The sequence below is a fragment of the Oceanobacillus sp. FSL W7-1309 genome (assembly GCF_038002145.1).
Lineage (GTDB): Bacteria > Bacillota > Bacilli > Bacillales > Amphibacillaceae > Oceanobacillus > Oceanobacillus profundus.
In genome coordinates this window covers 128723-149699 of the sequence record NZ_JBBOBX010000002.1, presented here as the reverse complement: position 1 = coordinate 149699, position 20977 = coordinate 128723, and the positions used below count along the sequence as shown (strand labels likewise).

The 20977-nt window shown below is 36.7% G+C and carries 23 protein-coding genes, 2 pseudogenes and 1 riboswitch; of the genes and pseudogenes, 3 read left to right on the top strand and 22 right to left on the bottom strand.

From position 1 onward, the window contains the following. Positions 1-156: 156 nt before the first annotated feature. The 7 genes from arsC to NST46_RS13415 all read right to left on the bottom strand — a co-directional run bounded on the left by arsC (position 157) and on the right by NST46_RS13415 (position 7238). On the bottom strand, positions 157-576 hold the full coding sequence (gene arsC, locus NST46_RS13445; protein ID WP_095311392.1) for an arsenate reductase (thioredoxin): 420 nt from the start codon (positions 574-576) through the stop codon (positions 157-159). Positions 577-615: 39 nt separating this feature from the next. Continuing rightward, a complete protein-coding gene (locus tag NST46_RS13440) occupies positions 616-1905 on the bottom strand; it encodes an arsenic transporter (protein ID WP_341137753.1) in 1290 nt (429 codons plus the stop codon). A 24-nt stretch (positions 1906-1929) separates the two neighbouring features. Beyond that, a complete protein-coding gene (locus tag NST46_RS13435) occupies positions 1930-2274 on the bottom strand; it encodes an ArsR/SmtB family transcription factor (RefSeq protein WP_095311390.1) in 345 nt (114 codons plus the stop codon). A 203-nt stretch (positions 2275-2477) separates the two neighbouring features. Further along, positions 2478-3746 carry a cytochrome P450 gene (locus NST46_RS13430; RefSeq protein ID WP_118889716.1) on the bottom strand — a complete coding sequence of 423 codons (1269 nt, stop codon included), beginning with the start codon at positions 3744-3746 and terminating at the stop codon, positions 2478-2480. Between the two features lie 359 nt (positions 3747-4105). Beyond that, positions 4106-4741: a DUF998 domain-containing protein gene (locus NST46_RS13425; protein ID WP_341137752.1), complete on the bottom strand. Its 636-nt coding sequence runs from the start codon at positions 4739-4741 to the stop codon at positions 4106-4108. Positions 4742-5037: 296 nt separating this feature from the next. Continuing rightward, a complete protein-coding gene (gene namA, locus NST46_RS13420) occupies positions 5038-6054 on the bottom strand; it encodes an NADPH dehydrogenase NamA (protein ID WP_341137370.1) in 1017 nt (338 codons plus the stop codon). 89 nt (positions 6055-6143) lie between these two features. After that, the gene (locus NST46_RS13415; RefSeq protein WP_341137369.1) at positions 6144-7238 is read right to left on the bottom strand and encodes an NADH:flavin oxidoreductase; all 1095 of its coding nucleotides are present in this window, start codon (positions 7236-7238) and stop codon (positions 6144-6146) included. A 200-nt stretch (positions 7239-7438) separates the two neighbouring features. On the opposite strand from NST46_RS13415, the pseudogene NST46_RS13410 reads away from it, so the two are divergent. Continuing rightward, a pseudogene (locus NST46_RS13410) lies at positions 7439-8294 on the top strand (LysR family transcriptional regulator). 81 nt (positions 8295-8375) lie between these two features. On the opposite strand, the gene copZ reads toward NST46_RS13410, so the two are convergent. From copZ to NST46_RS13380, 6 genes and pseudogenes are all read right to left on the bottom strand, one after another. Beyond that, positions 8376-8582: a copper chaperone CopZ gene (gene copZ, locus NST46_RS13405; RefSeq protein WP_118889712.1), complete on the bottom strand. Its 207-nt coding sequence runs from the start codon at positions 8580-8582 to the stop codon at positions 8376-8378. Positions 8583-8611: 29 nt separating this feature from the next. Continuing rightward, complete coding sequence (locus NST46_RS13400) at positions 8612-10996, bottom strand: heavy metal translocating P-type ATPase (RefSeq protein WP_340002046.1); 2385 nt, start codon at positions 10994-10996, stop codon at positions 8612-8614. 11 nt (positions 10997-11007) lie between these two features. After that, complete coding sequence (locus NST46_RS13395) at positions 11008-11310, bottom strand: metal-sensing transcriptional repressor (RefSeq protein WP_341137368.1); 303 nt, start codon at positions 11308-11310, stop codon at positions 11008-11010. A gap of 214 nt (positions 11311-11524) precedes the next feature. Beyond that, positions 11525-11596: pseudogene (locus NST46_RS13390) on the bottom strand (copper resistance protein CopZ); the annotation flags it as partial. A 187-nt stretch (positions 11597-11783) separates the two neighbouring features. Beyond that, on the bottom strand, positions 11784-12734 hold the full coding sequence (locus tag NST46_RS13385; protein ID WP_095311377.1) for a cation diffusion facilitator family transporter: 951 nt from the start codon (positions 12732-12734) through the stop codon (positions 11784-11786). A 181-nt stretch (positions 12735-12915) separates the two neighbouring features. Then, positions 12916-13239: an ArsR/SmtB family transcription factor gene (locus NST46_RS13380; protein ID WP_095311375.1), complete on the bottom strand. Its 324-nt coding sequence runs from the start codon at positions 13237-13239 to the stop codon at positions 12916-12918. 386 nt (positions 13240-13625) lie between these two features. On the opposite strand from NST46_RS13380, the gene NST46_RS13375 reads away from it, so the two are divergent. Together NST46_RS13375 and NST46_RS13370 are read left to right on the top strand one after the other, a co-directional pair. Continuing rightward, the gene (locus tag NST46_RS13375; RefSeq protein WP_095311373.1) at positions 13626-13952 is read left to right on the top strand and encodes a four-helix bundle copper-binding protein; all 327 of its coding nucleotides are present in this window, start codon (positions 13626-13628) and stop codon (positions 13950-13952) included. A 495-nt stretch (positions 13953-14447) separates the two neighbouring features. Beyond that, positions 14448-14549: riboswitch (purine riboswitch) on the top strand. 128 nt (positions 14550-14677) lie between these two features. Continuing rightward, entirely contained in the window at positions 14678-15871 is a 1194-nt protein-coding gene (locus NST46_RS13370; RefSeq protein ID WP_095311371.1) for a NupC/NupG family nucleoside CNT transporter, read from the top strand. A 133-nt stretch (positions 15872-16004) separates the two neighbouring features. Here NST46_RS13370 and NST46_RS13365 read toward each other — a convergent pair whose 3' ends face one another. The 9 genes from NST46_RS13365 to NST46_RS13325 all read right to left on the bottom strand — a co-directional run bounded on the left by NST46_RS13365 (position 16005) and on the right by NST46_RS13325 (position 20714). Beyond that, the gene (locus NST46_RS13365; protein WP_341137367.1) at positions 16005-16793 is read right to left on the bottom strand and encodes a sulfite exporter TauE/SafE family protein; all 789 of its coding nucleotides are present in this window, start codon (positions 16791-16793) and stop codon (positions 16005-16007) included. Between the two features lie 93 nt (positions 16794-16886). Continuing rightward, positions 16887-18014: an MBL fold metallo-hydrolase gene (locus tag NST46_RS13360; RefSeq protein WP_341137366.1), complete on the bottom strand. Its 1128-nt coding sequence runs from the start codon at positions 18012-18014 to the stop codon at positions 16887-16889. 114 nt (positions 18015-18128) lie between these two features. Next, positions 18129-18563: an OsmC family protein gene (locus NST46_RS13355; RefSeq protein ID WP_341137365.1), complete on the bottom strand. Its 435-nt coding sequence runs from the start codon at positions 18561-18563 to the stop codon at positions 18129-18131. A gap of 92 nt (positions 18564-18655) precedes the next feature. Further along, positions 18656-19051, bottom strand: coding sequence for a DsrE/DsrF/DrsH-like family protein (locus tag NST46_RS13350; protein ID WP_341137364.1), 396 nt, complete (start codon positions 19049-19051; stop codon positions 18656-18658). A gap of 12 nt (positions 19052-19063) precedes the next feature. After that, the gene (locus tag NST46_RS13345) at positions 19064-19297 is read right to left on the bottom strand and encodes a glutaredoxin family protein (RefSeq protein WP_251659177.1); all 234 of its coding nucleotides are present in this window, start codon (positions 19295-19297) and stop codon (positions 19064-19066) included. 107 nt (positions 19298-19404) lie between these two features. Continuing rightward, a complete protein-coding gene (locus tag NST46_RS13340; protein WP_095311347.1) occupies positions 19405-19701 on the bottom strand; it encodes a rhodanese-like domain-containing protein in 297 nt (98 codons plus the stop codon). A gap of 15 nt (positions 19702-19716) precedes the next feature. Next, on the bottom strand, positions 19717-20082 hold the full coding sequence (locus NST46_RS13335; protein ID WP_095311345.1) for a rhodanese-like domain-containing protein: 366 nt from the start codon (positions 20080-20082) through the stop codon (positions 19717-19719). A gap of 61 nt (positions 20083-20143) precedes the next feature. Then, the gene (locus NST46_RS13330; RefSeq protein ID WP_095311342.1) at positions 20144-20371 is read right to left on the bottom strand and encodes a sulfurtransferase TusA family protein; all 228 of its coding nucleotides are present in this window, start codon (positions 20369-20371) and stop codon (positions 20144-20146) included. A gap of 82 nt (positions 20372-20453) precedes the next feature. After that, entirely contained in the window at positions 20454-20714 is a 261-nt protein-coding gene (locus NST46_RS13325; protein WP_095311340.1) for a metal-sensitive transcriptional regulator, read from the bottom strand. Between the last annotated feature and the right edge of the window lie 263 nt (positions 20715-20977).

Below are 20977 nucleotides of genomic sequence, written 5' to 3'. Positions count from 1 at the left end.
AATATTTTAAGAACCAACTTGCCAACAAAAGTCTGTGCACTTGTTGGTTTAGCCCTATTTAAAATACTTTGTATTTTACAAGTTATGCGTTCCAAAAACTCCCCTGAAAGTTTCTTCTGTTAACTTTCAGGGGAGGATTATTATACCTTTTCAAATTTATTCACCTGTATCTGCAAATCGTTTAATTCGCTCTTCTATTTCATCACGAACTCGCTGGAATACTTTCCATTTCTCCTCTTCGGTACCTTTTGCTTTTGCTGGGTCATCAAAGCCCCAATGCTCTCGTCTAACATGTGACGGGGTTACTGGGCATTTATCTGCCGCATCTCCGCAAAGCGTAACAGCCAATGTTGCATTGTTCAAGAATTCGGTATCAATTATTTCAGAGTTTTGTTTGGATATATCAATATCCACTTCTTTCATTGCTTTTACTGCATTCGGATTTAATCCATGTGCTTCAATTCCGGCACTTTTGACTTCCCAACCATCACCGAGATATTTCTTCGCCCATCCTTCTGCCATTTGGCTTCGGCAGGAATTTCCTGTACATAAAAAGTAGATTGTTTTATTAGACATCATCAAGCTCCATTTCTTTTATTATTTCACTAATTCATGTTAAAAAAGTAAAAGTGTAAAATATAAACCGAGTAAAGTTATGAACAGTATAGGCATTGTGAGGACAATACCGGTTTTAAAATAAGTTCCCCATGATATTTTCACGCCTTTTTTTGACAACACATGCAGCCAAAGTAAGGTGGCAAGTGAACCAATCGGTGTAATTTTCGGACCTAGATCCGATCCAATTACGTTCGCATATATTAATGCTTCCCGGATGACACCTGTTGTATTTGTTTCAGAAATTGCAATAGCATCAATCATAACAGTCGGCATATTATTCATAACGGATGATAGAACAGCTGCGATGAATCCCATTGCTATTGTTGTCACAAACAATCCCTGTTCTGCAGCTGCTTGAATAAGATCAGCCAATAGATTTGTTAGTCCGGCATTACGCAGACCAAAAACGACCACGTACATTCCAATTGAGAAAAAGACGATATTCCATGGTGCATCTTTTATAACAGCCCTTGTGTTGACCACTTTACTTTTTCTTGCCATTTGAATAAAGAAGATGGCAATGACTCCTGCAACTAACGAAACAGGGACCTGAATAAACTCGCTCGTAAAGTAACCAATAAGTAGGATTCCTAGTACATACCAGGATAAATTGAACATTTTCGCATCCCGAATTGCATCATTCGGCTCTTTTAATTTTGACAAATCATACGTTTTAGGGATACTTTTTCTAAAGTAGATTAATAACACAATAATCGTCGCAGCCAATGAGAACAGATTTGGAATAATCATCCGTGATGCATATTCCACAAAACCAATATTAAAAAAGTCTGCTGAAACGATATTAACTAGATTACTAATGATAAAAGGCAGTGAGGTTGTATCGGCAATAAACCCACTAGCCATTATAAAGGGAAAGACCATTTTTTCCGTAAAATTCAAATTTCGTACCATTGCAAGCACAATCGGAGTTAGAATTAATGCCGCTCCATCATTTGCAAAGAATGCTGCCACAACTGCACCAAGCAAACTAATATAAACAAACATTTTTATACCGTTTCCTTTTGCAATTCTCGCCATATGTAAGGAAGCCCATTCGAAGAACCCAATTTCATCAAATATTAAAGAAATAAGTATGATTGCTACAAATGTTAAGGTTGCATTCCATACAATACTCGTCACTTCAATTACATCTTCAAAATTAACGACACCAACAATAAGCGCGAATATTGCACCACCCATTGCTGACCAGCCAATTGATAACCCTTTAGGCTGCCAAATAACTAAAATTAGCGTACCTAAAAAGATTAAAATTGATAAAATAACCATTACTGACAAAACCTTACCCTCCAATTAACAACACGTCATTCGTGTACCATTTTCTTCTAAAACTTTTAATTTTTCGTCTTGATCTGGCAATTGTTTAAGAATCTCTGCAACGAATGAATAATACGCATTGTTCTTATTTACCGAGTAAAAGATCCATTGCCCCCTTCGTTCTTCCTTTACCAATCCAACATCCTTCAATTTACGTAAATGCTGACTAATCGCTGGCTGACTCATTTTAAAAATCTCCACAAATTCGCATACACAGCAATCATGAGAATCTAGTATTTTAACCATCGTTAGACGGGTTTTATCACCTAATAATTTTAAAATCATTGCTGCTTTTTCCATTTCAACAGCCGTTTTGAACATGGATTATCCCTCCTACTATTTTCACATATCATTATATAATTATTTGCTTATATATACAATGACTTTTTCGATTAGATTGATTTTTAGGTACTAAAACAAACATATAGATGGAATTGGAATCATTGAAGTTAATATGTACTATAAAGCACATTTACAATAAAAGCCCCGTCTCTCTCATGATTTGAGAAAAACTGGGCTTTGTTTTATGGAATCTCCCTGTTTTGTTTAACCTGCTTTAAAATTATATTGCTATGGGGAATACTTGGTATACTAACCATGCTGTAACTTAAATCCTGGTTTGGTACTTCATAATTCATCTGATTAACCAAATAATCAAGACTTACTTTCATTACCTCAATGGTGACCCACTCTCCAGCACAGCGATGCCCCATAAAATGGTCACCGCCACCTTGCGGAATAAAGTTAAAAGGACTTCCATCCCATTTAGCAAACCGATTTGGATCGAAAATATCAGGATTCTCCCAAATTTCAGGATCATGATTTGTACCATAAAGATCAAGCAATGTTAATGTACCTTCTTCAAATTTATAGTTGTTCCAAGTGAAATCTTTTTTTACCAACGCTGCTACAAATGGAAAAAATGGATAAAAACGACGGACTTCCTGTACGAACATCTGAGCATATCTTTCATCAGACGTTTTAAGCTTCTCCCTTTCTTTCGGATAATGGTGCAATGCCAGTACAGTGAAATTGATGAATATAGCAATTGCCACAATTGGTCTCAAGATATTAATGACTTCCACAGAAACCGTATCGGTATTCAAAAGATTTCCTTTTAAGTCCCGGTGCCAGCTAAATATATATAAAGCAGTATCCTCTTGTGGATTTAATTCCCCTCTGCGCACCTTATCAACCAATTCACTCAACCATTTTTCTACTTTATTTCGTGCATGTCTTCCTGACCAATGGTTTGGACCCACAGCAGCTGGTGACTCAAACATCGCTGCTAAGTCTTTTGTCACTTCCTTCACATCCTCTTCTTCCAAAGGAACACCTGCCCAATGGCAAGCTGTACTGCAAAGGATCTCTTTTACTTCCTCATAAAGAACAAGCTCATCCATCTGTTCCCATTTAACAAGCGCTTGATTCCATTGTTTTTGCGCAATTTCTCTTAATCTTTGGAGCCCCTCAGGAGACATAATGGACATAAACATTCCCTTCCGTTGTTTATGTTCACGACCATCCAAAGCCTGAACACCATTCTTCCCAAACAATGTTTGAACTACACGATTTGGTGCTGCATCTTCTCTTTTGAATTTCTCCGTATCATAGAAGACTTCCGCAGCGGCTCTTCCTCCCATGCAGATCGCTTTCTTTCCAAGCAATCGGGTTTCAAAAATTTCAGAACTAAAACTGTGTCGCCTGTTCAAAATATACATATATCCTTCTCTCATAAGGCTCAAGCTATGATCTATCCCTTCCTCACGAGGCATTTGATTTGTATCAGACATAGTGCCATCTCCATTCTGTGATATTCTCCTTTTTATAACATTTCCCTATTTACGCTTTAAAAAACTTGAATCGCCAGGAAGGTTCACATGGAAATTTGGGAGAAATAATAAGAGTTGGGATATAACGACAGTGTTTCATGTTAAAGACGCACGATGCTCAAACTTAGTGAAGGAAAAATACGTAGACTCCTGCGGCAGGAAAGGCATAGGTGAAACACCGTAGTGCGATAGCAAAAAGGGGGCTCACCAGCTGCCATTGGATGCGCGGAGTATATTTCCTTAGCGAATTATTTTGCAACAATTATACTCGGTTTTTATTCCCTAAAAATACTTTTGTCCTAGCCTCTGTTCGTTAAAAGTTAACTTGATTCAAAGCTTGAATCCGTTAAAATAAAAGTCAACACTGTTCCCCATACGAAAACGATACCGTAAAATAGTCTTTGCAGTAATCCTGCTGGGAGTGGTACAAAGAATAGAAGAATAATTAGGACAAAAATTACAATGAGGGCAAATAAGCAAATATAAGTCCAACGTTTACCATTATTTAACATCTTTGCATAAATCCATAGTCCAGGCAAAACAGTAATCATACCAATTTGCGCTGCGATTGAATGCAAGAAAAAATCGACATCAGCAGGTATAAATCCAGACACAATATTCCCCAAAGCTAGGATAATAATGAAAATGGTTGCCAATTTGGTTCTTACTTTTTTCTCTAAGTATTGCGCCAAGTACAAAACACCAACCGTCATTGTGATTCCATTTATGATAAATAACACATTCATCCATAAATGATATGGTGAACAAATTTCATGTGGTGCAATCGCGTACGTAAAATGTCCACAAGATGTAACGCCAAGATCACTCATTGCGTGCTGCATTAGACTATATGGAGCTGTTGAAGTCATCATAAAAAATGGCTCTATAACAAAATAAAAGCAAGTAGCTAACCAGCTGATTATTCCGACTTTTCTAGGTATCGTTAACAATAGAATTCCCCCTTTTTCTTATCTTTCCATGGTAATAGATATCTTAGTTCCTAATTAATAGATCACACAAGAACGTTATATACTATATTTATTTATACTTTATTTATGATAATACTTACCCGTATCTCAAAGTTCAATTACATTTCTTAAAAAATTCAGGTCTGCCACAATAAGATTAAAAATCCCTTGCTTATAATACAAGGGATTTTTTAATTCTTTCATATTTTACACGATGCAGTATTCTTCCTTAATTCTCTCAATCTATTGAACGTTTTGTCATTCATTGGCTGCCACTCACCAATTTACTTCCAGCCTCGTTCATATTGCTTTGGAGCTTCCAAATCATATCCAAGTTCATTGGCTGCTTCTCTGGCCCAATATGGATTTCTGAGTAAGGCCCTGCCAATGAACACAAGATCTGCACGCTCATTTTGTACAATCTCTTCTGCCTGAATGCCATTAGTAATTAAACCAACTGCCCCAGTAGCTATTTCTGAATTACGTCGAATTACTTCACTATGCTTCACTTGGTATCCAGGGTATGGTTTGATACGTGCTGGCACCACTCCGCCAGTACTGCAATCAATTAAGTCAACACCCTGTGCTTTCATCTCTGTTGTAAAATAGATGAAATCTCTCTCCGCATTTCCTTGTTCGTTGTATTCATCAGCAGAAATACGTACGAAAAGCGGACCATCCCATTCTGTTTTCACTGCCTCTATAACCTCACCTAGAAAACGATAGCGATTTTCCCTGCTTCCACCATAGTCATCCTTACGCTTATTTGTAAGTGGTGATAAAAATTGATTGATTAGATAACCATGTGCCGCGTGAATTTCGATCATATCAAAGCCTGCTTCTTTTGCACGTCTAGCTCCATGTTTAAAAGCTTCAATTGTCGCTTTGATAACTTCCACTGTCATTTCAACAGGTTTTATTGACTTCTCATCAAATGGCAAGGCAGTAGGTGCATATATAGGGTGCTTCAATTCAGCTTTTCTTCCGGCATGTGCCAATTGAATCGCTGATTTCGCACCATAGCTATGAATTTCTTTGTTTAAATTTTTCAATCCCAGAATATGCTTGTCATTCCATATTCCTAAATCCTGATCTGAAATTCGCCCTTCAGGTTGAACAGCTGTTGCTTCCACCATAATTAATCCAACTTGGCCAACAGCACGAGAAATATAGTGTGATAAATGAAAAGGAGTAACTAGTCCGTCCTTATCCACTGAAGAATACATACACATTGGAGACATAACGATACGATTTTTCAATGTAATTCCCTTAATATCAATTGGTGAAAAAAGTTTTGCCATTCTATCCTTCCTCCCTGTTCCAATATACTTAAAAAAACAACATTTAATCTAAACATGTGCATTTTGGCATATACACCATAAAAGGAAATTTAAACTTCAAACACCTTAATTTTTGCGTTGGGCATCAACACTTCTTCAGGTTTAAACGTTGCTAAGGCTTCTCCGTTTTTGACCTTGTTAACCCAATCATGATTAGCCAAGGCACCTTTACCTAAAGTGACTAAACCAGCTTCTCCATTCTCGATGATTTCGCTAGCTTTTTTTGGATCCTCTAAATGACCGTTGGCGATTACAGGAATTTTCCCGTATTTTTCGGCAAGAGAAACAAGCGATGGTCCGTTTGTATCGAACGCAGGCTTCCATGCTTCGTATTCGGTAACATGGATAAAATCAAGTCCTGCTTCTCCCAAGCTTCCAAATATGATTTCAGCATCTCGCTCTTTCCCGGACCACTTATGTGCATAATCATTAACTTTCGCTTGAGAAATCCGAATGCCAACAGTGAACTCCTCTCCAACCGCTTTCCGAATCGCCTTAGATACTTCTACCAATAAACGTACCCGATTTTCCGTCGAGCCTCCGTATTCATCTGTGCGCTGATTTGTATAATCAGTCAGAAATTCATCAAGCAAGTAGCCATTGGCTCCATGAATTTCAATCCCATCAAATCCAGCTGATTTCGCACGCTTAGCAGTTTCAACAAACCCGCATATCACTTCTTCAATCTCTTCCTTTGTTGCTTCTCTTGGCATTGCGTATTTTCCAATTCCTTCATATATTTCACTTTTTTCTCCTTTGGGCTGAACGGCAGAAGGAGCAATTGAATCTTGATCAAAAGGATTTCCATGAACGAGAGCACCTGAATGCATAAGCTGTGCAATAATTTTCGAACCTGCTTGGTGAACTGCATCAACGACTTGCCTCCATGCTTGTTCTTGTTCATTATTCACCATACCTGGCTGATCCATATAACCTGGACTATGCTTATCATCGGTATAAATGCCTTCGGTGATGATTAGCCCAAATCCTCCTATAGCAAATGATGTATAATAAGATGCCATCTGATCTGTAGCCAAACCATTAGGTGTTGCACTAATGCGCGTCATTGGTGCAACACCTACCCGATTATATAATGTTGTATTACCTAATGTAACGATGTCAAATAACGATTCTGTATCTTGCATTATGAACACTCCTTTTTTGACTTCAAGATATATTTTTAACAAAAGCAATATGCTTATTTAAGGTCGTCTTCTTTAAGATCGGAACCATTATCACATATTGTGGGTACTATTTTATTGTAATTCACCATCTGAGTTTAGTAAAATAGATATTATCGAACGATTAGTTCACTAAAACCGAACTATAAAGGAGAGAGTTGTATATGGAGCTTCGTCACCTTATTACATTTAAAACAATTGTTGAAAGAGGGGGGGTTCAAAAAGGCTGCTGAACACCTTGGATATGCTCAATCTTCTGTTACAACGCATATTCAGGAATTAGAAGAGGAGGTAGGCAAGCCTTTATTTGATCGGTTAGGCAAGAAAGTTATTATGACTCATTATGGTGAACGACTTCTTTCTTATGCAATTAAAATCATTGACTTACACGCTCAAGCTTTAAGTACGGACGAGGAACCAACTGGTGACCTTATAATTGGTATATCGGAGTCACTGACAATTGATCGTGTTCCACCCATTCTTTTAGAATATAAAAAGACTTACCCGAAAGTAAACCTTACACTAAAATCGGTCGAGAATAATATTGTTTCCTCACAACTTCAAAATGGAGATATCGATTTAGTATTGGTATTAGAAGAGGAAGATTGGTCTCTTTCTGAGATTCATTATGAAAAACTAATAAGAGAAAAAATGGTTTTGATTAGTCCCCCAGTGATAGAAGAAGACAATAGGACAGTTCTTTATACGGAGCGATCATGCAGTTACAAGTCTGTGTTTGATGCTTATTTAAGGTATAAAAAGATGGATGTTAAGGAAAGTTTAGATTTTCAAAGTATTGAGGCGATTAAACAATGTGTTCGAAGTGGATTAGGAATTTCTATGGTGCCATACTTTTCCGTGAAAGAAGAAATAGAAAGTAATAAACTAAGAGGAGAAATAGTAGCACCCGAACATCCGGCGATCGCTACATTTCTTGCTTATCATAAAGATAAATGGCTTTCACCGTCTATGAATAGTATGATTTCTATAATACGAAATCATGCTGAGAATTGGATTTGATGGGTTTAGTCACACTATCCTTAGTCCAATTAAAAAAGCTGGTCCCTAATTTTTCAGGAAACCAGCTTTTTTTGTGTATTTTTATGCTACATCATAACCTTGATCCTCAACAGCTTCTTTCATATTATCCAATGAAATTTTAGTTTCATCATACGTAACCTCAACTTTACCAGAGCCCAAATCAACTTCTGCGGCAGTTACGCCGTCTAATTTATTTAGTGCTCCTTCCACTGACATTTTGCAATGACCACAAGTCATTCCTTTAACATCTAATGATTTTGTTTGCATCTAATTTCACCTCCTTTAAAGGATTCCTTTTATAATTTCACTCGTTTTAAGCGAAGTGCATTTGAAACAACACTCACTGAACTTAATGCCATTGCCGCACCAGCAACCCATGGTGCAAGTAATCCAACTGCTGCAACTGGGATTCCTGCTGTATTATAGCCGAAAGCCCAGAAAAGGTTTTGACGGATATTTTTAATCGTCGCATGGCTGATTTTGATCGCTTTTGGAATAAGCAGTAATTCACCACCAAGAATCGTTACGTCAGCAGCTTCAATCGCTACTTCTGTTCCCGTACCAATTGCAATTCCAATATCGGCAATTGCGAGTGCAGGAGCATCATTGACGCCATCTCCAACCATTGCAACCTTCTTACCCTGCAACTGAATTTCTTTCACCTTATCAGCTTTTTCCTCAGGCAAAACTTGAGCGATTACTTGGTCAATACCAACCTGTTTTGCAATGGCCCCAGCAGTTCGTTCGTTATCCCCAGTTAGCATGATAACTTCTAAGCCTTGCGCTTTTAATTCCTGAATAGCTTGAGGTGCTGTTTCTTTAATTGTATCTGCAACAGCAACAATTCCACGATACTCACCATTAATAGCAATCAGCATAGCGGTTTTACCTTCTACTTCGTAATTTACCAATTCTTGTTCCGCACCACCAACTTCGATTTGGTGGTCTTGCATTAATTTTCGATTTCCAACAAGAATGTTATTGCCTAATAGAGCAGCTTCGATACCATGTCCAGGTATAGCACTGAAATTATCTACTTCTACTAAATCAATTTCTTTTTCTGTTGCATATGCGACAATCGCTTCTGCAAGTGGATGCTCTGAACCTTTTTCCGCACTTGCGAGTAATTGTAATGTTTCCTCGTCACCTGTAAAGTTTGTTACTTCTGGTTTTCCTTTCGTAATGGTACCTGTTTTATCAAGAACAATTGCTTCTAACTGATGCGTTCTTTCTAGGTGTTCTCCACCTTTAAAAAGAATCCCACTCTCTGCAGCCTTCCCTGTACCAACCATAATAGAAGTTGGAGTTGCAAGCCCTAACGCACATGGACACGCAATAACTAGTACAGCAATTGCTGCGACTAAAGCTGGTTCAAACTGGCCAGGTTCAACAAGTACAATCCAAGCGGTAAATGTTAAAATGGCAATTACGACAACGATTGGTACAAAATAACCTGAAATGACATCGGCTAATCGTTGGATTGGTGCTTTGGAACCTTGTGCATCTTCCACTATTTTTACAATCGATGCAAGGGCAGTATCTTTTCCTACTTTTGTCGCTTCCATTTCAATCGAGCCATTTTTGTTGATCGTCGAGCCAATGACAGTTGCGTCCACGTCTTTTTCAATTGGTATGGATTCACCAGTAATCATTGATTCATCGACAGAGGTTCTTCCTTTCACAACGATACCGTCTACAGGTATTTTCTCTCCTGGTTTCACAACCAAACGATCTCCAACAATAACTTCCTCCACTGGGATCATCATTTCCTCATTATCTCTCATAACACGAGCTTCTTTTGCCTGTAAATTGAGCAATGAGGATAATGCATTCGTTGTCTGACTTTTCGCTCGTACTTCCAAATACTTACCAAATAAAATCAATGTGATTAATACAGCACTTGTTTCAAAGTATAGATGTGGCATATATGCTGGATTACCAATCGTCTTCAATGCTTCGTATAAACTATAGAAATAAGCAGCACTTGTACCCAATGCTACAAGCACATCCATATTGGCTCCGCCATTTTTCAAGTTCTTATAGGCACCAACATAAAATTGCCAACCAATAATAAATTGAACAGGTGTTGCTAAAACAAATTGGAACCACGGATTCATGAATATATGTGGTATTGTCATATTAAATAAATGAACCAGCATGGTTACTAATAGCGGTGCAGATAATACGGCCGAAATAATTAATTTTGTCTTCATCATTTTAATTTCTTTTTCTTTATGTGTTTGCTTATCTGCTGATTCAGCTTTCGGTTTTGCATCATAACCTACATTTTTGATTTTTTCAATTAACGCCTTCGTATCAACTAATCCAGGGTTAAATTCTATCGATGCCGTTTCGGTTGTTAAGTTTACAGTTGCCTGCTTTACACCCTCTTGTTTATTCAATACCTTTTCAATCCGAGTAGAACACGCAGCACAGGTCATTCCAAAAACATCTAGTTCTGTTTTTTCCATTAAAACACCGTAGCCGACATTCTCAATTTTCTTCGTAATATCTTCCAAACTTGTTTTTTCTGAATCGTAGTCTACGGTTGCCTTTTCCGTTGTTAAATTGACTTGGGCTTCGACACCGTCCATCTTATTTAATACTTTTTCAACTCGAGTAGAACATGCAGCACAAGTCATTCCAGTTATTCCAAGCGTTGCATGATTTGTTTCACTCATCTTAGTCCCTCCTATTTCGAGAACTGCTTCAATACACTCATTAATTCCTCGATGGATTCTTTCCCTTCGCCTTGTTTAATCGCATCACTGACACAATGATTGATATGGCGTTCTGTGACAGAGAAACCTACTTGCTTTAGTGCCGATTGAATGGCACTGATTTGTACTAGAATATCGACACAATATCGATCCTCTTCCACCATTTTCTGTATTCCTCGCACTTGACCTTCTATACGTTTTAAACGATTAATGACTTTTTGAATTTCAGCTTGTGTTCTTGGTTTACTTGGGTGATTATGTAAGAATTTATCCAAATAAATCACTTCCTTTTCTTTTATAATAATACTATACCCCCTCACAGTATTATTGTCAATAAAAAATATAATATGTATGATATCATGGATATTTTTGTTTGCGATAATGAAAATAAAACCTTTCTTGCTAATGTTGTACAAGCTTCTTTTATATTGGATATTGTATCCCTGTTCTTCAATTGCCAAATCTACCTTTTCTTCATTAAATTCACATCAACTTTTCCACACCGTTCAGTTTTCCGACGCTATCCTCTATAGAGTTTTTCACACAATGTCCGCAAGACATGCCCTGTACGTTAAGTATGTGTTTTATTTGTCATTTCAATTACCACCTAATTTTTAATTCTCTTAAACTCCATACCCTTGTTGGGTATGATAAAGTTTCAAAAAAATAAAGTTCATTAGGTACGTGTAATATGATATTTTATATGAATAAAAACCATGTCATAATAACATGGTTTTTAACGGATTTATTAATGACTATGCCCATGATGGTGATGATGTGTCGGTTCGTTTTTTATTTTACAAAGAATTGAATTGTCATGTTTATGTGCCGCTGTTTCCAGTTGTATTGTTATATGCATAATCCCTTTATGTTCTAAATCGTGTTCAATTTTGCGTAACATACGCTCACTTTCTGCAATCGTTAGCTCAGCATCGACAACAACATGGCAAGAAAGTGCATTTAGCCCACTCGTAATTGTCCAGATGTGTAGATCATGAATGCTTTGAATGCCTTTTACTTTTTCGATTGTTTGTATAACATCATTAACATTAACATTTTGTGGCGTTCCTTCCATTAGAACATGAATAGCTGCTTTCGTTACATAGTAGCCACTTCTTAATACAAGAAACGCGACAATAACACTCGCAAGTGGATCTGCCCAGCCCCAGCCAAAGAACATGATAAGCAGTGCAGCAACAATCGCACCTACAGAACCAAGCATATCGCTTAGTACATGTAAATAAGCTCCACGCATATTTAAATTTCCCTCTACATCCGCACCACGCATCATAATCCAAGCAACAAGAATATTAATAGCTAAGCCAATGATGCTGATAATCAACATCCCTGTTGTTGCGACTTCTGGTGGGTTCGCAAAACGTTCTATTGCTTCATAGAAAATAAACAAAGCAATTATAATTAACGTCACACCATTTAATACAGCAGCTAGGATCTCAAATCGTTTGTAGCCAAATGTCTTACTTTTACTCGCTACCTTTTCTCCTAATTTAAATGCAATTAATGCAATCGCTAATGAAATAGCGTCGCTCAGCATATGGCCAGCATCTGCTAGAAGAGCAAGACTATTTGTTAAGTATCCCCCTATCACTTCTACTATCATATAAGTTGTAATGATGAAAAGTGATATCAATAAAACTTTTTTATTTGCACCATGTGTATGGTCATGTCCATGTCCCATGTTAAAACCTCCTACACTTTATATTGTACTGATATATACGAAAAGCATTTCAAAAAGAGATTTATTATATTTTTACATACGTGTTATTATATTCCAAAGCAACCCACCATATGCTTATATTACTATATATGCATATAATGATATAAAAACATCATCTACTACCTATTTAAAATAGTAAATGTTAGTTATGACAAGCGTGGTCTATCATTTGCTTCAAGATTAACATAACATGCTCATCATCATGTGAATAATAAAGTGTCGTCCCCTCACGACGGAATTTCACAAGCCTTAAATTCTTCAGAAAACGTAATTGATGAGATACAGTCGATTGTCGGATATCCAACGTCTCTACAATTTCGTTAACAGAACACTCTTTATTAAAAAGTAAATTAAGAATTCGAATTCTTGTCGGATCACCTAATGCTTTAAATGTTTGTGATACGATAAATAGTGTTTCGCTATCTAAATCTTGAGTAAAGCCATTTTCATATTCAAAGTCCTCCAATTTCTTCCCTAACCTCCTTGTGTCATTCCGTATTATGATACCTGGATTAGAAGCTCACAATCATTATATGAACATATTAGCATATAACAATTTACGTTGCAATCATCATTACTTAACTCAATAAAAATGCATTCTTGTTTAAGTGCATAACAAAGGCAAATTCTTTATCATTTCATCTTAATTAGATTAACACCGAACCTTCCTTTAATCAAAAACGATACAATTCCATCTTGTTAATTGAATTTCCAAATTATACTTCCCTGCGGTAAAGAAATTTAGTAATTGTTTCTGGACAATTTTCTATGCAGTTTTGAAAATCAGTTTAATTGAAATAACTATGGGAATACATATAGTGAAAAGATTCTAAATCAGGAGGTTTTCAAAAGATGTCACATGAACAACATCAAGAACTAATCAAGAAGCTGCATGAGTGTGCCGTAGCATGTAACCATTGTTATGACGCTTGCTTAAAAGAGGAAGATATGAAGATGATGGCTGATTGTATACGGTTGGACAGAGAGTGTGCAGATATCTGCTCTTATTTAGAACACGCTTTATCAAGAAACACACCATTTGTTTCTGAACTAGCTTCAGTTTGCGCTAAAATTTGTGAGGCGTGTGGAAATGAATGCAAGAAGCATGATCATGAGCACTGTCAAGAATGTGCAGATGCTTGCTTTAAATGCGCAGAAGCATGTAAAACTGTTGCATAAAAAAGAGATTTATTAAAAAGTCGTTTTTACCATAAATGGTCAACGACTTTTTTTAGTTTATAAAGGTCATTGAATCAATTATCCATGCAGTTATATCTTCTAATATTTTATTGCCAAACGACGGAGAGTCTTACACTTTTTAAGAAAACTTTTCTAAACAGGTAATCATTAAGGGGCTCTCCTTCTCTTAAGGGAGATCGTTTGCTTTTAAGTACGATAATTCATACCTTTAATACAAGTAACTTGCCAAACTTCAGTTACAACTCTAGCTATGTCCCTCGCAATCCAATTTTCAACAGAATTACAGAGCATCTACGATAACTTCCACATAGGTTTCAACTTCTACTCCTTTTTGAGACTTTCACAATATTGTTGGTCTCCAGTAGTTAATCTAGTAGGTATTTACTGTAAAGTAAATATAAGATTTAAAAATTTAGTATTTTATTATTTTTTATGCTCCTATTGTATATTTAGAAATCCTCTGATAAACTTCTAAAATCAACTTCATTTGATCCTTATATATCTATGGAAATATGGTCCATACGTTTCTACCTGGCAGCCGTAAAATGCCGGACTATAAGGAAAGTTAGAATACCACATGTATATGTGCATTCTCTTCTTTCTTTATAGATTGAGAGGATGCACTTTTTTATTTTCGTTTATAAGGTCAGACTTCTGACGACAATAAGGATAGATGAAATTGAAACGTTTATCAGGAGGTTATCATGGATATTATATTTGGTTTATTCTCCCTTGTGGGATTACTATTTATAGCTTGGTTGCTAAGTAAAAATAAAAAGGCAATCAAATGGCGTACAATTCTAATAGGTGTAATATTAGAAGGAATATTCGTTTACTTTATGCTTAATGTTCCCCTTGGCCGTTGGCTCCTTACAAGTGCTGCTGGGGGCGTGCAACACGTTTTGAACTATAGCCAGGAGGGCATCGAATTTCTATTCGGTGGTTTTTTTGCAGAAGGAACAAATGTAGGATTTGTTTTTGCAATCCAGGTATTATCCGTCATTATTTTTATCTCTGCATTAGTCTCAGCACTGTATTATTTACGAATCATCCCATTCGTTGTACGTGTACTCGGTTGGATTGTTGGTAAAGTATTTGGTACCACTCGTGTTGAATCGTTTAATACAGTTGCCAATACGATGTTAGGTGTTGTAGAATCCCCATTACTCATTAAGCCTTATCTGGCAAAACTAACACGTTCGGAGCTTTTCACCGTGATGGTTGGGGGAACAGCTTCAGCAAGTGGGGCAATTCTATTGTCTTATGCACAAATGGGGATTGATATTAAGTATTTACTTATATCCGTTTTCTCCGTACCTTTTGTTGCAATTGTAATGTCTAAAATCATGGAACCTGAAACAGAAGAATCTGCGACAAATGAAACTATCGAAATGGAAGATGCAGGACATACGAACATCTTTGAAGCCATTTCCGAAGGCGCCGTGAGCGGCGTAAAGCTTGCTGCTAATATTGGTGGCTTACTTATTGCGTTTATCAGTTTATTAGCTCTCGTAAACGGTTTGCTAGGGGTTATCGGAATGAATCTTGCTACCATATTTGGTTATATTTTCTTTCCATTTGCTTTACTAGTTGGGATTCCCTTTGAAGATGCTTTTCGTGCTGCATCCATTATTGGAACAAAGCTTGCAGCCAACGAATTAATTGCATTCCAGGAAGTACTCAAGCTCCAAGAGGTTCTAAAGCCAGAAACTGTTGCAATCTTAACCGTTGCATTATGTAATTTCGCAAACCTGTCTTCTATTGGACAATTAATTGTAGGTCTTGGTTCCTTGGCACCTTCAAAGAAAAAACAAATTGCATCGATGAGCTTTAAAGCAATTATCGCTGGGACGATGGCAAGCTTTATTACAGCGATTTTTGTAAGTATGTTTGTGTAAACAACCTACCTTTATTTTGTAGCAATTTTATTAGTAACTATGAGTAAATATCCACCAAAAAATTGGACGGATATTTACTCATATTATCGAAATCACGAACAACTTAAACAAGACTTTTAAACCATATTGAATATTAATTGCTAGAAACGAATATATCTATCCAAATTTTCGCAGCAGTCGTTACAATTAGTATAGCTAAAATCAGCTGTAATAGTTTCGTATTTACTTTTTTTCCAGCCAAAACCCCAAGTGGTGATGCAATTAAGCTAGCAACCACCATGATAAATGATGGTAAGATTTCCACTTGCCCAGAGGATACTTTTCCAATGATAGCACCTATTGATGAAATAAGTGTTATGGCTAAGGAGGAAGCAATCGTCACTCTAGTAGGTATTTTTAAAACCGTAAGCATAATCGGTACTAACAGGAATGCCCCTCCCGCACCAACAATACCTGCTCCAATCCCAACAACTAATGCAAGTGATGCGGCGAGCCATTTATTAAACTTTATTTGCTCAAGAGGAATATCATCAAGTCCTTTTTTCGGGATTAACATCATGACAGCCGCAGTTATCGCTAAAATTCCATAGACTACATTAATCACACTTTCGGGCATGCGTGTAGAGCCCAATCCACCAACAAAACTGCCGATTAATATGCTAATCCCCATGTAACCAATTAATTTTTTATTTAAGAATCCACCTTTTCGATAGGCGATGACCCCACCAAGTGTTGCAAAAAATACTTGAATTGCAGTTATGCCTGACACTTCATATGCTGTAAATTCAGCAATGCCGAGTGCGGCTGGGATATATAACAACATCGGGAAGTTAATAATGGCGCCACCTATTCCTATCATTCCTGAAAAAAAGGATCCTATAAAGCCGATTAGGAAAATGGCAACGACAAAGTCTATATCCATTTTTTCCTCCTTCTTAAAAGAGAATCGCAGCAGATGGATCCCCTTTTTATTATCTTAAATTTCTTCGAAGAGCTTTCGTTGCATTCCGTTATTTTATCGAACCGAACAACGATTTGGCCCAATCTCCATTTCTTGTTGTTTCACTAAATCTCTCTCGATTTTACCCATATTTATTTCCCGAATCTCTTGATATGCATTTGGCTGAGGTGGTAGATTCTCGGTCACTAGTTTTCTAAATTCATTTTCGTCCTCAATATTTAATCCATGATTTGTTTCGTATAGCGTGCTTAATGTTTCAGATACACTACCATCCGCGTTTAATTCATCAATGATCATAAAGTGCGCTGGTAAAACGACTAGTTCCCCAGGTAATTCTCTGTATCTTGTGTATAGACTTTCTCTTAAATCTGCAACCCAGTCTTCTGCTAACCCCGCAAGGTCCGGTCTTCCAATAGAATCAATAAATAAAATATCTCCCGACAATAAATATTTCTCGTCTACAACAAAGGATGTTGATCCAATTGTGTGACCAGGAGAATATAACGCATGAATTGCTATGGCAGTACTACCAATCACTACTTCATTTCCATCGTTTAATGGTTGGTAATCAAATGTTACCTCTGTCGCATCTTTTGGTGGAAGCCAGTACGTTGCGTTTGCTTCTTCAGCAAGTTTTCTTCCTCCAGAAATATGATCGGCATGCAGGTGTGTATCCAATACATGGGTAATTTTTGCTCCAATACGAGCTGCAAATTCAAGATAGGCTTCCGTCATTCTTGCTGAATCGATTATAGCAGCCTCACCGTTCGAAACTATCATGTAAGACAAGCATCCCTTACCAATTCGTACAAATTGATAAATTTCTCCCCTATCCTTTAAATCTCCAATTTTAACAGGTTCTAAATGTTCACTCCATGCTGTCATCCCACCTTCTAGGGAAGAAACAGAAAGTCCTGCATCTGAAAGCATCTCTGCAACTACTATAGATGAATGTCCTTTGGCACAAACAACAAGTATATCTTTATCAGAAGGGATTTTATCCAAAATTCCCTCAACACCGTCTAGTAAATCAAAGTAAGCAACATTTAGGTAATCAAAATGCTCTCCTTCTATTTTCCAATCTGCGAAGTCACTTGCATTACGAACATCTAAAATAAACAGATCTTCTTTATTAAATACTTTTTTCGTTACTTCTTTCACAGTCATTGTATTTACTTTCACACCAATACCTCCTACGGTATATTTAAGATTAAAAAAATATGCTTACATCAGTATCTTTTGTAAAGTTCTTTACATGTTATAGATTCAGAAAACTGGTTTAACAACTTGTCTGCGTTATTTCAATGACACATTCCCTTTCGTTTCAATAATCACACCTGCTTTTTTTAGTAAATTCCCAACTTCGCAAGCTCGATCTGCTCCCACTATTGCTCGTTCTGCAGATTGAATTTGTGCTTTTGTTGCCTCATTAGATAAAACGATTTGTGGATTGTGCGTAATTGTAAACACATTATCAGTTATCGTTGCTTCAGAATTTATTGTATGTTCTACGATAGGTAATTTTCTATTTTCAAGTATGGAAGTAAGTGTTGCGATATAACAAGTTGTCGCTGAAGAGACTAGTAGCTCTTTCGGATCAGTCCCGTTTCCACTTCCTTTTAAATCCGTTGGGATAGCAATTTTTGTATCCAAATACGCTGCTTTAAGAATTCCATTTCCTGTTGTTCCACCATTCCAAACCGCATTCACAAGTGTTTTTAATTCAGCCATCGTTACATTCCTCCATTAAAATTAATAAAAGGCAAACTATAAAATTTTCTCACCTAGAACTACGGAAATCGAAAAACTTCTGTTAAAGCAAGTTAAAATGTCAATGTTACATCAGCGTCTTTTGCAAACTCTAAAAATGTTACAGCACCGCCCACTTCAACTCCATCAATAAATGTCTCTTTTTCTAATCCCATAACATCCATTGTCATTTGACAGCCAATAAATGTAACGCCCATTTCATTCGCCATTTTAATCAACTCTGGAATGGATGGAGCATTTGCTTTTGCAAATCCCTCTGCAAAGTGTTCTTTCCCTTCTGGCATAGGGAGTTGCTGATGTGCTTCTTTGTGAATTAAGTTTAATCCTTCAAATGTAAAGAAGATGGCTACTTCTTGATCTGTTGCAGCCGCTGCAGTTGCAATATTAAACACTTTGTATGCATCAAATAATCCACCGTTACTTGCAATAATTGCTACTTTTTTATTCAATGTTTTTTCCTCCTAGTTTTTTAATGCTTTCTTAATATTATTTGGATCAAATCCTACAATCCATTGACCATTAACCTCCGTTTGCGGTACTCCCATTTGCCCTGTTGTATTAACCAACATTTGCATCATATCGGGGTTTGTTTCAACATTCACTTCCTGAAAAGAGATATTTTGCTCCGCTAAAAAATTTTTTAACATGACACAGTACGGACATTGGGTTGTTGTATATACTATTACTCTATTCATATTTAAACCTCTCCTTAATCCATTAAAAATAGTATTTAGTTCTCTTAAATCCATTTATAATAATCTATTTATACCATTATGGGTATTGGAATTACCAACATCCAACATCATTCCACATCTGCTTCCCATGCGAGCATTCCACCTTGCATGTTTATGGCATGATAACCTTGGCTTTCAAGAAATTCGGTAGCACTGCCACTTCTGGCTCCAGAACGACAAACCATAATGTATTCCTTTGACTTGTCTAGTTCATGGATTCGAGACTCCACTGCTCCAATTGGGATGTTCACGGCATTTGGTATTTTCCCTTCAGCTACTTCATCTACTTCACGCACATCAATAATATTTAATGCATTTCTTTCTTTTATTAACGATTCAACTTCCTTTGCTGTAATTTCTTTCATCATAATTTCTCCTTTTCATGAAATCCAATTGTTCATACCACCTTTTACATTTGTTACTTTTGTAAAACCTAATTTTTTTAGTTCCTTTCCGGCCTTTAAACTTCTCATTCCACTTTGACAAATGACAATAACTTCTCTTTCCTTCGAAAGCTCTTTATCCGCTTTTCGAGAAAGTTGGTGAAGTGGTATATTTTTAAATCCGCTGATGTGATTTCTTTTAAATTCTCCTGGTGTTCGGACATCGATATACTGCTTTTCTTTCTTATTTAGTTCCCTTTTTAAATCAGTTGCTGCTATATGATTCATACCTTTTGCAGGTAGAACTCGCTGCAAGATAAAAAACAAGAAAGCTGCAATAATAATATACATTACAAAGTCCATACCTTCTATCTCTCCCTTCCACCCAATATATACCTACATGGGTATTTATTAATGTAAAAAATTACCTTTTTCTTATCCAAAACTTTAACACATCATTTTCCTCTTCATGTTTCAGAAGTTCATGTCCGCCTGATTTAGCCCATGCTGGAATATCGTTTCTAGCTCCCTTATCAGTCGTATGAACCTCTAATACTTGACCTTCTTCTAGTTCGCTTATAGCGACTTTTGTTTTTACAATTGGCATTGGACAAGACAGTCCCTTTGCATCTAATACTTTATCTACATTCATTTTAAATCCTCCAATCAATTATTTTACCTCTACCCCTATGGGTATATTATAAGATAAAAAAAAGAATGTCAACTCCTAAATATTATCTGCTCTTTACAAGCAAGTTGACAGCTTCTTTTATTAACTCATCCGTATTCTCTCCATTTTCTTCAGCTTCAAGAACACATTCAACTAAATTCGAACTTACAATTACACCTACTGTTCTATCTACTGCCGAACGGACGGCTGACAACTGTGTAATAACTTCTTTACAATCTTTGTTGTCTTCCATCATTTTTAAAATTCCTCGAAGTTGCCCTTCCATACGCTTTACTCTATTTTTGATTTGATCATTGTATTCCATCGGTATGCTCCTTTTTTGTTATTCGATACATAGCAGGCAAGCACTATATTATACCCTTCCAGGTATAATGTCAATAGTGACACCTTTATCTGAATACAGTGCCGATGATACCTCCGCCATAATATATGAGCATGCCTCGACGTTTTTCTTCATATATCGTCACCATTTGTTGGTATACATAGATGTACTTGATAAAATCCATGTTCACCTAAAGCAAAAACGAAACCCGAAATATAATTAATCTACGCAGTTATTGTCAAATT

Excerpts from the sequence above, each read along its gene's own strand:
- arsC (WP_095311392.1), bottom strand. The coding sequence starts at position 576 with ATGTCTAATAAAACAATCTACTTTTTATGTACAGGAAATTCCTGCCGA.
- NST46_RS13440 (WP_341137753.1), bottom strand. The coding sequence starts at position 1,905 with ATGGTTATTTTATCAATTTTAATCTTTTTAGGTACGCTAATTTTAGTT.
- NST46_RS13435 (WP_095311390.1), bottom strand. The coding sequence starts at position 2,274 with ATGTTCAAAACGGCTGTTGAAATGGAAAAAGCAGCAATGATTTTAAAA.
- NST46_RS13430 (WP_118889716.1), bottom strand. The coding sequence starts at position 3,746 with ATGTCTGATACAAATCAAATGCCTCGTGAGGAAGGGATAGATCATAGC.
- namA (WP_341137370.1), bottom strand. The coding sequence starts at position 6,054 with ATGGCAAAACTTTTTTCACCAATTGATATTAAGGGAATTACATTGAAA.
- NST46_RS13415 (WP_341137369.1), bottom strand. The coding sequence starts at position 7,238 with ATGCAAGATACAGAATCGTTATTTGACATCGTTACATTAGGTAATACA.
- copZ (WP_118889712.1), bottom strand. The coding sequence starts at position 8,582 with ATGCAAACAAAATCATTAGATGTTAAAGGAATGACTTGTGGTCATTGC.
- NST46_RS13400 (WP_340002046.1), bottom strand. The coding sequence starts at position 10,996 with ATGAGTGAAACAAATCATGCAACGCTTGGAATAACTGGAATGACTTGT.
- NST46_RS13385 (WP_095311377.1), bottom strand. The coding sequence starts at position 12,734 with ATGGGACATGGACATGACCATACACATGGTGCAAATAAAAAAGTTTTA.
- NST46_RS13375 (WP_095311373.1), top strand. The coding sequence starts at position 13,626 with ATGTCACATGAACAACATCAAGAACTAATCAAGAAGCTGCATGAGTGT.
- NST46_RS13370 (WP_095311371.1), top strand. The coding sequence starts at position 14,678 with ATGGATATTATATTTGGTTTATTCTCCCTTGTGGGATTACTATTTATA.
- NST46_RS13365 (WP_341137367.1), bottom strand. The coding sequence starts at position 16,793 with ATGGATATAGACTTTGTCGTTGCCATTTTCCTAATCGGCTTTATAGGA.
- NST46_RS13355 (WP_341137365.1), bottom strand. The coding sequence starts at position 18,563 with ATGGCTGAATTAAAAACACTTGTGAATGCGGTTTGGAATGGTGGAACA.
- NST46_RS13345 (WP_251659177.1), bottom strand. The coding sequence starts at position 19,297 with ATGAATAGAGTAATAGTATATACAACAACCCAATGTCCGTACTGTGTC.
- NST46_RS13340 (WP_095311347.1), bottom strand. The coding sequence starts at position 19,701 with ATGAAAGAAATTACAGCAAAGGAAGTTGAATCGTTAATAAAAGAAAGA.
- NST46_RS13335 (WP_095311345.1), bottom strand. The coding sequence starts at position 20,082 with ATGGACTTTGTAATGTATATTATTATTGCAGCTTTCTTGTTTTTTATC.
- NST46_RS13330 (WP_095311342.1), bottom strand. The coding sequence starts at position 20,371 with ATGAATGTAGATAAAGTATTAGATGCAAAGGGACTGTCTTGTCCAATG.
- NST46_RS13325 (WP_095311340.1), bottom strand. The coding sequence starts at position 20,714 with ATGGAATACAATGATCAAATCAAAAATAGAGTAAAGCGTATGGAAGGG.